14 protein-coding genes (1 of these 14 only partly in view) are annotated in these 12,659 nt (G+C 61.5%); 8 read left to right on the top strand and 6 right to left on the bottom strand.

The window, feature by feature from the left end; translation table 11 throughout:
• Positions 1 to 296, bottom strand: partial view of a protein-methionine-sulfoxide reductase heme-binding subunit MsrQ gene (locus JHX88_RS19965; protein WP_084203279.1) — the beginning only. 340 nt of this gene lie to the left of the window's left edge; 296 of the gene's 636 nt are visible here — the first part of the coding sequence; it begins with the start codon at positions 294 to 296; the stop codon falls past the left edge of the window.
• Positions 296 to 1,192, bottom strand: coding sequence for a protein-methionine-sulfoxide reductase catalytic subunit MsrP (gene msrP / locus JHX88_RS19970; protein WP_076527965.1), 897 nt, complete (start codon positions 1,190 to 1,192; stop codon positions 296 to 298). The genes JHX88_RS19965 and msrP overlap by 1 nt, the downstream gene beginning before the upstream one ends.
• 75 nt (positions 1,193 to 1,267) lie before the next feature.
• Here msrP and JHX88_RS19975 point away from each other — a divergent pair, with 75 nt between their 5' ends.
• Positions 1,268 to 1,726, top strand: a complete 459-nt coding sequence (locus tag JHX88_RS19975) for a DUF302 domain-containing protein (protein ID WP_076528057.1) — start codon at positions 1,268 to 1,270, stop codon at positions 1,724 to 1,726.
• A gap of 23 nt (positions 1,727 to 1,749) precedes the next feature.
• On the top strand, positions 1,750 to 2,478 hold the full coding sequence (locus JHX88_RS19980) for an alpha/beta hydrolase (RefSeq protein ID WP_076527967.1): 729 nt from the start codon (positions 1,750 to 1,752) through the stop codon (positions 2,476 to 2,478).
• Between the two features lie 2 nt (positions 2,479 to 2,480).
• On the opposite strand, the gene recQ is transcribed toward JHX88_RS19980, so the two are convergent.
• Both recQ and JHX88_RS19990 read right to left on the bottom strand, forming a co-directional pair.
• Positions 2,481 to 4,514 (bottom strand): DNA helicase RecQ, encoded by a 2,034-nt coding sequence (recQ, locus tag JHX88_RS19985; protein WP_076527969.1) that lies wholly within the window; start codon positions 4,512 to 4,514, stop codon positions 2,481 to 2,483.
• Entirely contained in the window at positions 4,514 to 4,807 is a 294-nt protein-coding gene (locus JHX88_RS19990) for a YggT family protein (RefSeq protein ID WP_076527971.1), read from the bottom strand. The genes recQ and JHX88_RS19990 overlap by 1 nt, the downstream gene beginning before the upstream one ends.
• 134 nt (positions 4,808 to 4,941) lie before the next feature.
• Here JHX88_RS19990 and JHX88_RS19995 point away from each other — a divergent pair, with 134 nt between their 5' ends.
• The 5 genes from JHX88_RS19995 (at position 4,942) to JHX88_RS20015 (ending at position 9,348) form a co-directional block, all read left to right on the top strand.
• Complete coding sequence (locus tag JHX88_RS19995; RefSeq protein WP_076528059.1) at positions 4,942 to 5,502, top strand: acyl-CoA thioesterase; 561 nt, start codon at positions 4,942 to 4,944, stop codon at positions 5,500 to 5,502.
• A gap of 45 nt (positions 5,503 to 5,547) precedes the next feature.
• Positions 5,548 to 6,918 (top strand): MFS transporter, encoded by a 1,371-nt coding sequence (locus tag JHX88_RS20000; protein ID WP_076527974.1) that lies wholly within the window; start codon positions 5,548 to 5,550, stop codon positions 6,916 to 6,918.
• A complete protein-coding gene (gene mepA, locus JHX88_RS20005; protein ID WP_076527976.1) occupies positions 6,915 to 7,778 on the top strand; it encodes a penicillin-insensitive murein endopeptidase in 864 nt (287 codons plus the stop codon). The genes JHX88_RS20000 and mepA overlap by 4 nt, the downstream gene beginning before the upstream one ends.
• Entirely contained in the window at positions 7,751 to 8,647 is an 897-nt protein-coding gene (locus tag JHX88_RS20010) for an esterase-like activity of phytase family protein (protein ID WP_076527978.1), read from the top strand. Before mepA ends, JHX88_RS20010 begins: the two co-directional genes overlap by 28 nt.
• Positions 8,648 to 8,745: 98 nt before the next feature.
• Entirely contained in the window at positions 8,746 to 9,348 is a 603-nt protein-coding gene (locus JHX88_RS20015; protein WP_076527980.1) for a queuosine precursor transporter, read from the top strand.
• A 667-nt stretch (positions 9,349 to 10,015) separates the two neighbouring features.
• Here the strand turns inward: JHX88_RS20015 and JHX88_RS20020 are convergent.
• Entirely contained in the window at positions 10,016 to 11,197 is a 1,182-nt protein-coding gene (locus JHX88_RS20020; protein ID WP_076527981.1) for an acetyl-CoA C-acyltransferase family protein, read from the bottom strand.
• 131 nt (positions 11,198 to 11,328) lie between these two features.
• Here JHX88_RS20020 and JHX88_RS20025 point away from each other — a divergent pair, with 131 nt between their 5' ends.
• Positions 11,329 to 11,685 carry a winged helix-turn-helix domain-containing protein gene (locus tag JHX88_RS20025; RefSeq protein ID WP_076528063.1) on the top strand — a complete coding sequence of 119 codons (357 nt, stop codon included), beginning with the start codon at positions 11,329 to 11,331 and terminating at the stop codon, positions 11,683 to 11,685.
• Between the two features lie 7 nt (positions 11,686 to 11,692).
• Here JHX88_RS20025 and JHX88_RS20030 read toward each other — a convergent pair whose 3' ends face one another.
• Entirely contained in the window at positions 11,693 to 12,565 is an 873-nt protein-coding gene (locus tag JHX88_RS20030; RefSeq protein ID WP_272848124.1) for a LysR family transcriptional regulator, read from the bottom strand.
• Positions 12,566 to 12,659: the final 94 nt, after the last annotated feature.

Genomic DNA, 12,659 nt, shown 5'->3' on the forward strand with positions numbered 1-12,659 from the left:
ATCGTCACCCAGCTGAGAAGATGCAGCCCTGCATAGGTGAAGCACAGCAGACCAAGTGCCCGCCGGAATTTCATCAGGCTGATCCCCGCGATTCGCACTAAGGGTGTCACCGCCAGGCTCGCGATAAGGAAATATAGCGCGGTGCGGCCCAACCGATGTTCGACATCGCGGACCGGCTCGACCCCAAGCCCCCCGGTGAAAATATCCCAGACCAACAGGCACAGGGGAATCAGCCCGCCCATCCACACCGCCCAGACCGGCAAGCGGCGCAGCGTATCGTTCAATTGTCGTTTCATCAGTAATTCTTCGTCAGATCCATTCCGGCATAGAGCGAGGCCACCTGCTCACCATAGCCGTTGAATTTCAGCGTTTCCTGCCGCCCGCCAAAAAGGCCAGAGCCAATCCTGCGTTCAGTCGCCTGCGACCAGCGGGGGTGATCCACCTCGGGATTCACATTGGCGTAGAAACCATATTCCGACGGGGCCGTATCCTGCCAGGTCGCGAATGGCTGCTTGTCGGTCAGGGTGATCCTCACGATCGATTTGATCGACTTGAACCCGTATTTCCACGGCACGACCAGACGAATCGGCGCACCATTCTGCTTGGGCATCGGATCGGAATAGAGACCCGTCGCCAGAATCGTCAGCGGATGCATCGCCTCATCCATGCGTAGCCCTTCGCGATAGGGCCATTTGAGAATCGGGTAGCTCTGCCCGCGCATCTCTTCGGGACGCATCAGGGTCTCGAAGGATACGAACCTGGCCGAGGGCTGCACGCCCGCCTTGTTCAGCACCGAGGACAATGGCACGCCGATCCAGGGAATCACCATCGACCACGCCTCGACGCAGCGCAGCCGGTAGATCCGTTCTTCCAACGCATTGTCGGGGGCGAGATCCTCGACACCATAACTGCCGGGCCGCTCGACCATTCCGCCGATTTCAATCGACCATGGATCTATAGTCATCGCATCTGCGTAACGGGCCGGATCCTCCTTCCCGGTGCCGAACTCGTAGAAATTGTTGTAATTGGTAATTTCTTCAAAACTGTTCGGCTTTTCATCCGTGGATAGTGGCGAAGCCTTCCCTGTCAGCGCGGCAGCAGGCGATGCGGCGAACGCGGCCCCTGCGGCAATGAAGCTACGCCGGTTCAGCCAATCGGCCTTGGGGGTAACGTCGGACCAGTTAAGTTTCATATTCTCTCTCCGATATGTCTTGCTCGGCCGGGCTTGCTGACCCATCATCGCATAGTCACGCTGATGGAGGCCGATATGCGCATCACAATCGCTTTACTGTTCGTATGGGCGGGGCTGGGCGTTACAGCCAGCGCCGATGACATTCCGGTGAGCCCGCCGGTAATCCACGAAGTCGAAGGCGATTTCGACGATATCGCCTTCGGGGTCGAGAACGCGATCATAAATGCAGGGTTGGTTATCGAAACACGCAGCCATGCGGGAGAGATGCTGGCCCGGACGAAAGAGGATGTCGGCGGCAAAAGGGATATCTATACCCATGCGGAAATCTTCACATTCTGCTCGGCCAAAATCTCGCGCGAGGTAATGGAGATCGATCCGATGAATATCCAGTTCTGTCCCTATTCGATCTTCCTGTTCGAAACACCGGATGCACCGGGCAGGATCACGGTCGGTCATCCCCACTATGGCGGATCGATGGCGCCCGTGCAGGAATTGCTGGACGGAATCATGGCCGATGCGCTGATGCTGGAATAGGCCCGGCAACCGGACCGTCACATATGTTCAGACATCTTGTCGGATTGCTCTTCCTGTTGCTTCCAACATCGGCTCTTGCCGGAGAATGCGTCGTGTTATTGCACGGACTTGCCCGAACCGACGTATCATTGGCAGTGATGGAGCATGTGCTCGAACGCGAAGGATATCACGTCGTCAGTAACGACTACCCCTCGACCGATCTGCCGATCGAGCCGCTGCTGGCATATGTCGGCAATGCGGTTGCCGAATGTGACGGCGAACGGTTCCATTTCGTCACCCACTCCATGGGCGGCATACTGGTGCGAGGCTGGCTGCGTGATCGTCACCCCAAGGAACTGGGCAGGACGGTCATGCTGGCCCCACCCAATCATGGATCGGAAGTCACCGATGATTACGGCGACCTCGCGATCTATGAATACCTGAACGGTCCTGCGGGAATGCAGCTTGGCACCGATGCGGACAGTATGCCGAACAGATTGCCCAAAGCCGATTTCGAGCTTGGGATCATCGCCGGCGACCGGACTGTGAACCCGATCCTGTCAACCAGCTTCAACGGTCCGAACGACGGCAAGGTCTCGGTCAAAAGCACAAGACTTGACGGCATGACCGATCACCTCGTGGTGCATGCCACCCATACATTCATAATGAATAACCCGGTGGTAATCGCCCAGACCCTGACCTTCCTGCGCGAGGGGCGGTTCGATCATGATATGACGCTTACCGAAGCCATAACGGCGATATTCCCGCAATAGCCTCAGTTGCCGGAAATCTCGCCCAGGAACGCCGCGCCGAAACGCTCCATCCGGGCGGAATCCAGGTGTCGAGAAAGTGCCGCCGAATCCGCAGGCCGCGCCTCGGCGATGCGGCGAATCTGAGTGGTAGAGCATGACAGGGGTTTTCCGGTACCATCCTCTCCACGCATCAGGCGGTTCTGCGCGTCTATCAGGCGGTCGAACAGCTCTCCGGCGGGACGCCCAGCCAATGCGCGGCGATGAGGATGCATCTCGGGCTGCTCTCCAGCGATCACCGCCAGGAACTCGCGGCCATGACTTTCAAGCTTCTTCGCCCCGACCCCGTTCACCTGCGCCATCTCGTCCAGGTTCTGGGGGCGCCGTTCGGCCATCTCGATCAAGGTGCGGTCGGGAAAGATGACATAGGCGGGAACGCGGGCAGCCTCGGCCAGCGCCCGCCGCTTGGCCTTGAGCGCGGATAGCAAGGGTTCATCCTCCTCCGCCACCTGCGTGCGCAGGACCGTGCTGCTCTTGGCCCGCAATGTGGTATCATGGCGAAGGGTGACGCTTTCCTCGCCACGCAGGATCGGATGGGCAGCGTCGGTCAGATGCAACGCGCCGTGGCGTTCGGGATCGGGACGGCACAGGTCCAGCCCCATCATCTGCCGAAAAATCGCCTGCCATTGCCCGCGGCTGTGATCGCGCCCGACACCAAAAGTCGGCAACTGTTCATGACCCCGCCCCCGGACCTTTTCGGTCGCATTCCCGGTCAGGATATCGATCAGGTGCCCCGCGCCGAACCATTCGCCGGTCCGAAGCATCGCCGATAGGGCTTTACGCACCGATTGCGTCCCGTCGAACAGCTTGGGCGGTGTCTCGCACAAATCGCAATTACCGCAATCCTCGGCCAATTCCTCGCCGAAATAGGCCAGCAGACGCTTGCGGCGACAACTGGTCGCCTCGGCCAAGCCCAGAAGCGCGTTCAGCCGGGTGTGATCGGCAGTCTTGCGAGCGGATTCGGCCAGCCCCTCATCCACCTGCATGCGGCGCAAGCGGATATCGTCGGGTCCATAGAGCGTCAAGGTATCGGCCGGATCGCCATCGCGGCCCGCCCTTCCGATTTCCTGGTAATAGGCCTCGATGCTTTTCGGCAGATCCGCATGCAGCACCCAACGGATATCCGGCTTGTCGATCCCCATGCCGAAAGCCACCGTCGCCACAACGATCAGCCCGTCTTCTCGCTGGAACCTGCCTTCGACCTCGCGACGGGGTCCGGCCTCCATGCCGCCATGATAGGCAACGGCACTATGACCGGCCTCGTTCAGGGCAGTGGCCAGAGTCTCGGTTCGGGCGCGGCTGGCACAATAGACGATGCCGGATTGCCCCCGCCGAGCCCCGACGAAACTCAGGACCTGCTTGCGCGGGCTGTCCTTGGGTTGAAAGGCCAGCCGGATATTGGGACGGTCGAAACCGCGCAGGAAGGTTGTCGGTTGTTGACCATCGAACAGGCGGCTTACGATTTCGGCCCGCGTCTCGGCATCGGCCGTGGCGGTAAAGGCAGCCAGCGGCACATTCAGCACCCGCTTCAATTCCCCGATGCGCAAATAATCGGGGCGGAAATCATGACCCCATTGGCTGACGCAATGCGCCTCGTCCACGGCAATTGCCGTCACGCCCGCCCGGCGCAGAAGGTTCATCGTGCCGCCCGAGGCCAGACGTTCCGGCGCCATATAGAGGATTCTCAGATCGCCCTGCCCCAGGGCCTGAAACACCGCGTCGGTTTCTTCCTGTGTATTGCCGCTGGTCAGGGCACCCGCCGCGACCCCCGCCTCGCTGAGTGCCCGGACCTGATCGCGCATCAGGGCGATCAGCGGCGAAATCACAACGGTCACGCCATCCCGCATCAGGGCAGGCAACTGGTAGCACAGCGATTTGCCGCCCCCCGTCGGCATGATCGCCAGCACTTCCTGACCTCCAGCCACGGCCTCGACGATCTCGCGCTGGCCGGGACGGAAGCCGCCAAAGCCCCAAACCTGTCGCAGAAGATCTGTCGGCATCACATTCCGTAGAAGAAGCCCGCGTTATTGGCCAATGCGCGCTGAAGGATGATGATGATCACGAACAGGACCAGAGGCGCGAGATCCAACCCGCCGGTGTTCGGGAGGATATTGCGGATCGGGCGATAGATCGGCTCCAGCAATCGGGACAGCCCGTCCCAGATCGACGCGACCAGGGGCTGGCGCAGGTTCAGGACCTGGAAATTGATAAGCCACGACATGATGATATGGACGATCATCACGAACCACACCACTTGCAGGATCAGTTGCAAGGCTTCGTATAGCGTTCCCATCTTCCCCTCTTCGTAGCGATTGCGCCCTGTATGACCTTGCAGGCGTCTGCGTGCAAGCCGGTTGCCGCAGCGTCCGGCTTGACGATAATGCGGGCAAAGGTCACCCCTGTTCCGAACCAGACATGGGGTGGCCGATGTATCCGTTGATCCGCTTTGCCAAGGAAATGTTGAAATATCGTAACGCGCCTGCCCTTGGGCCGGTCGATCCGCATATTTCAACTCATATCTGCTGGCCCTGGGACCTCGACCCCTGGATCGAGCTGAACAACGGCCGCACTCTGACATTGTATGATCTGGGCCGCATCCCGTTGGCCATGCGCAGCGGATTGATCCCTATCCTGAAGCAGAAGGGCTGGGGCATAACCGTGGCCGGAAACTCGACCCGTTACCGCCGCCGCATCCGAGTATTCAACCGCTTCACAATGATTTCGCGGATGATCGGTTGGGATCATCGTTTCATCTACATGGATCAATCCATGTGGAAGGGCGGCGAGTGCTGCAATCAGGTCCTGATCCGTTCCGCCGTGACTTCGGCCAGGGGGATCGTGCCGCCATCCGAGGTGATAGCCGCTCTGGGTCACGAGGCCGATAGCCCCGAAATGCCCGAATGGGTCAAGGCGTGGATCGAAGCCGACGCCGTCAGGCCCTGGCCGCCTGAACTCCCCGAAGAGGCGAAACGGCACTTGTCAGGCTGACCGGCCTCAGGCCTTATAGGCGCGCAAAAGAAAGAGGGGCGGGATATGAACCGCAGGCGCATCTGGGGTTGGTGGTTTTTCGATTGGGCCAGCCAGCCATATCACACGCTGCTTGTGACCTTTATCTTCTCGATCTACTTCGCCGAGGTCGCCAAGCGCCATTTCATCACCCTCGGAGAGAGCGCGACAATGGCTGGTGCACATGCACAGACATTGTGGGGCTACGGCCTCTCTATCACCGGCGTGGTGATTGCCGTTCTGGCACCCATCCTCGGCGCAATTGCCGATACATCCGGCAAACGTATGCCATGGATATGGCTCTTCTCGACCTTCTATGTCGTGGGCGCGGCCGGCCTGTGGTACCTGATGCCCGAGCAACCCGCACTGATCCGTGCGGTCACCCTGTTCGGCATCGGCATGATCGGGGTCGAGTTCGCCACCATATTCACCAATGCACTGCTCCCCAGCCTCGCCCCGCGAGACGAGATCGGCAGACTGTCCGGTTCGGGCTATGCCTTTGGCTATCTGGGCGGTGTGGTATCGCTGGCCGTGATGCTGGCATTGTTCGCAGAAACGCCAAGCGGCAAGACATTGGCGGGGCTGGAACCGCTCTTCGGTCTCGATCCGGCGCAGCGCGAAGGTACGCGCTTTGTCGGCCCGTTCACGGCGCTCTGGTATGTCCTTTTCATGATCCCCTTCTTCCTCTGGGTCAAGGAGCCGCCCGGTCCCCGCCGCCCCATCCGCATCGGATACGCCCTTCGCGATCTCTGGGTGCTGATCCGCAGTCTGCGCCACCGACGCAGCCTCGCAAGCTGGCTGGTCTCGTCGATGCTGTCACGGGATGCTCTGAACGCGCTTTACGGCTTTGGCGGAGTCTATGCAGGCACGGTGCTGGGTTGGCCGGTGGTCCTTGCAGGTGTGTTCGGGGTCGTCAGCGCAATCTCTGCCTCTGTCATCAGTTGGCTGGGCGGCAAGGCCGACCGGAGGTGGGGCCCGAAACCCGTGATCATCGGCTGCACGCTGATGCTGATGGGTGTTTGCGTTACAGTGGTAGGCATGGACCGGGAAACCCTGTTCGGCATGCCCGTTCCCGACACGCCTCTGATCGCGAATCTACGCCTGCCTGACGTGATCTTTTTCGCCTGCGGTGCCCTGATCGGCGGGGCGGGTGGAGCACTTCAGGCAGCCAGCCGCACCATGATGGTGCGTCACACGAGCGAGGAGCGCGCGACAGAAGGGTTCGGTCTCTATGCCTTGTCGGGCAAGGCCACGGCCTTCCTCGCCCCGTTCCTGATCGCCACCGTCACCGATCTTACCGGAAATCAGCGCATCGGCATTTCTCCCCTGATCTTGATGTTTCTTCTCGCGTTGGTTCTGCTAATCTGGGTCAAACCTGAAGGAGAGGCAAAGCAGTGATCCGTAAATTTTTAACCACAGCGGCCCTGATCGCGGGGCTGGTATCGCCCGCGTTGGCCGAACCTCTGGCCAAGGACGTGTTCGGCCATTTCAAAGGCGCCTCGCAAGGTCCGGCAGTCTCTATCGGTTTCTATTCCAAGGGCTGTGGCCAGGGATTCCAGCAACTTCCCGAAAGCGGTCCAAGCTGGCAGGCGATGCGCCTGTCTCGCAATCGGAACTGGGGCCATCCCGAACTGATCAGTTTCCTGGTCGGACTGTCCCAAGCCGCGCAACAAGCAGGCTGGAAAGGGCTGTATGTGGGCGATATCAGCCAGCCGCGCGGCGGCCCGATGATATCGGGACATGCCAGCCACCAGATCGGGCTCGATGCCGATATCTGGATGCTTCCGCCTTCCTCGCTGAACCTGACTCCCGCGCAGCGCGAAAGCATTTCATCGGTCTCGGTGGTGGCGAAAGGCGGCACCCAGCTCTCCGGCAACTGGAATCCGGGCCATATGGCGATCATGCGCGCCGCCGCCCGCGATCCCCGGGTCGAACGGATTTTCACCGATCCCGTGGTGAAGGTCGCGATGTGCCAGATGGAGCGTGGCAATCGCAGCTGGCTACGCAAGATTCGCCCGTTAAATGGCCATGACTATCACTTTCATGTCCGGCTCTCCTGCCCCAAGGGCTCGATCTGCCGCGAGCAGGATCCGCCCCCTCCGGGCGATGGCTGCGCCGAAGCTGCGGAATGGATCAAGAACCGGATCGACCCGAGCCGCGTCAAACCCACACCCCCCGATCCGAATTACCGTCATCCGCGCAGCTATCGGCTGAGCGAACTGCCCAATCAATGCCGCACCGTCGCCGCCGCACCCTGATCGCGGCCGTTACGGCAATCCTGATCGCGGCCGGCGCCCCTGCGCCGGCCGTAACGCTGGATTACATTGGGACTTATGTCTGGACCGATGACGATCCACGCTTTGGCGGCTTTTCCGGAATCGAGATCACCGAAGGCGGCAGCCGTTTTCATGTCGTCTCGGACCGCACCAACCTGTTCTGGGGAAGTATCGAGCGCGACGACGCAGGCCGTATCCGACACATGAACATTGCCGGTCGGGCGCATCTGAAAGCCAGCAGCGACGAACCGCTTTCCAAGGGATACCTGGGCGACAGCGAAGGGCTGGCAATCGGCGATGACGGTCAAATCTGGGTCAGCTTCGAAGGATTGAACCGGGTCGTCTCCTATCCCGATCCCGACGCGCCCGCACAGCCCCTTCCGCGCCCGCCCGCATTGCCCGAACTCAGGCCCAATCAGGGTTTCGAATCCCTCGCGATCCAGGCGGATGGCGCGTTCTTCACCATCCCCGAACGCTCTATGGGGCCGGATCAACCCTACCCCGTCTTGCGCTTTCGCGATGGCACATGGGAGCAGCCTTTCACTCTCCGGCGCGATGGACGCTGGCTGCCGGTCGGTTCGGATTTCGGGCCGGATGGCTGGTTCTACCTGCTGGAGCGCGGCTTTCAGGGACTTCTGGGGTTTTCGTCCCGCGTCAGTCGCTTCCGCTTCGACGAAACCGGCGTCGCGGAAGAACAATTGCTGCTTGAAACCAGCCCCCTGCAATATGACAACCTCGAAGGATTGTCAGTCTGGCATGACGGCCAAGGCATTAGGCTAACCATGATCTCGGACGATAATTTCCTGTTCGTGCAACGAACGGAACTGGTTGAATACCGGCTGCGCGAGTGACGACAGACCATTGACAGCTGCCACATCCCGGGCGTATGCGCCTTGCTGCCCTGCAAAGGGCCGAGTTGTTCCGCCACCTTGTAAAACGGAAATTCAGCATGACCCGCTACCTGCCCGGCATCCTTGCCATGGCCGCCATCGTCGTGGCCTCGAACATCCTCGTGCAATTCGTCATCGGCGACTGGCTGACATGGGGCGCGTTTACATACCCGCTTGCCTTTCTGGTCACCGATGTGATGAACCGTGTCTATGGCGCGGCAGCGGCGCGGCGCGTCGTGCTGGCGGGCTTCGCGGTGGGAGTCGCCTGCTCCCTCATCGCTGCCGGGTTCGACAAGACCACGCTGCGCATCGCCATCGGCTCGGGCGCGGCCTTCCTGACCGCGCAGCTTTTGGACGTCGTGATCTTCGACAATCTGCGTGACCGCCGGTGGTGGGTCGCGCCGCTGGCCTCGACCCTGGTCGGATCGGCGGTCGATACCGCCCTGTTCTTCGGCATCGCCTTCGCGGCTTTCCTGCCCGCCGACGCCAATACCGGGTGGGCGAACGAAGCGGTGCCGATGCTGGGATACGGCCCTGCGATCCCGCTTTGGGTCTCTCTGGCTGCTGCCGATTGGCTGGTCAAATTGTGCCTCGCCCTACTTGCCCTAGTGCCTTTCCGTATCATTGTACGCAATTTGTTGCATCTACCCCAAGAAAATTGATTGACAGATTTTCGATCTGTGGCACCCTTTCAAATACAACGGCAACTTATTGAAAGGAGGTGGTCCAGTGTCGAGAGTGATATTGGAGAGAGGTGTCGGAACAGTCAGGGGGGCCGTGGCCTGAAGGCAGTCCCGAAGGTCGTAAACCCTGATTGGGCCCGGACGGTTTTCCAACCCTAACCGGACCATCTCCGTGGAACTCGCGGGCCGTCTGATCTGGGCGGCCCGTTTCCATTTTCAGCGCATTTCCAGCCCAGACATATCGCCGATTCCAGCCGATTGTCGGCGCCCTGAACCAACCATCCAACTGTTGCGCAACGGCGGCGCGCGTTGCTAACGGATCCGCGCGCAACACAGGGCGCAGATTGGTCAGCATTTGCTGGTTTTTTGCCTGATCTTCCCGTACACCAAACGTACACAGCCTGTACACAGAGCGTACACAGGCAGCGTGCGCTGCCCAGTGATTTTGAGGCATTCGCGCCAAGCGGCAGACCTGCGCACGATAAATCCGGCATTGCGGCATCAAGGCCAGTACGAAAAACATACTGACCGGGTCGCCACTTCTTCTTCACGCAAATATCCCGGGGTCCGGGGCAGAGCCCCGGCCATCGCGGGACGCATCAACAAGCTCGACGCATCAAGCCCGGTTTGCGCTGTAAAGCCGGATTCAGACCCGCTCTATCGCGATGGCGATGCCCTGCCCCCCGCCGATGCACATGGTGATCAGCGCCTTTTTCCCGCCGATCCGCTCCAGCTCGTAGACTGCCTTTACAGTCAGGATCGCACCGGTCGCGCCGACCGGATGACCCAGGGCGATGGCGCCACCATTCGGATTCACGCGGACCGGATCGAGTCCCAGCCCCTTGTTCACCGCAAGGGCCTGCGCGGCGAATGCCTCGTTCGATTCGATCACGTCGAACTCGTCCGCCTTCAGCCCGGTGCGCTGCATCAGCGCCTCGACCGCAGGCACCGGGCCGATGCCCATCACCTCGGGGCGCACCCCGGCCACAGCATAGCCCAGGATTCGGGCGCGCGGAGTCAGTCCCGCCTTTTCCGCAGCATCGGCTCGCGCCAGGACCAGCGCCGCCGCGCCGTCATTGATACCGCTGGCATTGCCCGCCGTGACCGAGCCGTCCTTCTGGAACACCGCTTTCAGTCCCGCAAGCTTGTCGAGGCTGGTCTCCTTGGGGTGCTCGTCGGTGTCGAACGCGACCACACCCTTGCGGGTCTTGATCTCAAACGGTGCGATCTGGTCCTTGAAATGGCCCGCCGCGATGGCCGCCGCCGCACGGCGCTGCGATTCCATTGCGAATTCGTCCTGCTCGGCGCGGCTGATGTCATGCTCGGCCGCGACATTCTCGGCGGTTACGCCCATATGGCCGGTGCCCATCGGACAGGTCAGCGCGCCGGTCATCATGTCCAGCATTTTCTGATCGCCCATCTTGGCACCGAAGCGGGCCGAGGTCAGGGCATAGGGTGCCCGGCTCATGCTCTCGGCACCGCCTGCCACGGCGAAATCGGCATCGCCGAGCGTCAACACCTGCGTCGCCGAAACCACGGCCTGCGCGCCGGATCCGCATAGGCGGTTCACATTCATTGCCGGAACCGTATGCGGAATCCCGGCATCCAGCATGGCCACGCGGCTGAGATACATGTCGCGCGGTTCTGTATTCAGCACATGGCCGAAAACGACATGGCCGACCTGATCGGGCGATACGCCGCCCCTTTCCAATGCGGCGCGGGTCACATGCGCCGCGAGATCGATTGGCGGAATGGCCGCCAGGCTACCGCCGAAAGTGCCGATGGCGCTACGCGCGCCGGACAGGATCACGATTTCATTTGCGGACATGGTTTCCTCCTCACAGATCATTTGCGGCGATCTTAAGAGCTGGCACCCACATGGCAATGATAATCCATGGCAGGCTGGCTGTGCCGTTGCGGCACTTGCGCGGCAAGGGCAATCGCCGCAATAAAGACAGGATGAGCGAAACCCCTCCCACCCGCCTGAAACTGCGCCTGGAATTCGGCGCGCCGCTGACACTTGGTCCCGGCAAGGCCCGGCTGCTGGAACTGATCGACGACCTGGGGTCGATCTCTGCCGCGGGGCGCGAGATGGGGATGAGCTATAAACGCGCGTGGTCGCTGATCGAGGAAATGAATGCCGCCTTCGCGCGCCCGGTGGTCGAGAGCAGCCGAGGGGGACCGGGCGGCGGCGGGGCGCGGCTGACCGATACAGGGCAGGAAGTCCTGGTCCGTTTCAGAAAGCTGGAAGCCGTCCTGCTGAGCGAAGGCGCGGCAGAGATCGCAGCATTGCAGCGCCTGATCGCCGGTCAGTAACAGGGCCTTACCGCGCCGTCTCCACAAGCCAGTCGCGGAAGGCACGCTGTCCCGCCGTTTCGGGATTCGAATGCAGCCGGGTCAGCCAATAGCTCCCGGCATTCACCTGTTCGGCGAATGGCTGGGCAAGACGGCCCATCGCCACCCAGTCCCGGAACAATACCAGCGGAAGCAGCCCGACCCCGTGTCCGCGTGCGGCCATTTCCGCAATGGCCAGCGAATTGTCGAATACCGGCCCGCGCAGCGGAGGGCATGTCATCCCTTGCGCGGAGAACCAGTGCTCCCATTCCGCGGCACGATAGGAACGCAGCAACGGGGCGCGCGCCAGTTCATCGGTCGATGCCAGCCGCGCCGCCCAAGCCGGGCTGCACAGCACGGTCATCGGCGCCGGCATGAGGGGGGTCGCTTCGGTGGCGTGCCAGCTTCCGCTGCCAAAGCGGATGGCCAGGTCGAGCCCCTCTCCGGCGATATCGACCCGGTTGTTATTGGTATGAATCCGCAGATCGACAGAGGGATGACGGGCACGGAAATCCGGCAGCCGCGGCATCAGCCATTCGGTCGCGAAACTGCCGACGACGCCCAGGTTGACGGTTTCGTGGAACGCGCCGCTGACCGCGATGTCGAGCGCATCCGACATGCCGTCGAAAGCCCGCGTCAGCACCGGCACCAGCGACGCGCCCTCGTCGGTGAGCACCAATCCACGCGGCACCCGCCGGAACAGGGTCACGCCCAACCGCTCCTCCAACCCCCGGATCTGGTGGCTGAGCGCGGCCTGCGTCACGCATAGCTCGATTGCCGCGCGGGTCAGGTTCAGATGCCGCGCCGCGGCCTCGAAGGCGCGAAGTGCGTTCAGGGGGAGTTGTGGACGATCCATCGCCATGTATTAGATTTTCTAATCCCGAAAGTGAAGTATCGTCGTTTGTTCGTTGCCCCACCCTAAGGTTATGCATTTTTTAGCGGAGCATTGGCCCGCG

The sequence above is a fragment of the Paracoccus saliphilus genome (genome assembly GCF_028553805.1).
GTDB lineage: Bacteria > Pseudomonadota > Alphaproteobacteria > Rhodobacterales > Rhodobacteraceae > Paracoccus > Paracoccus saliphilus.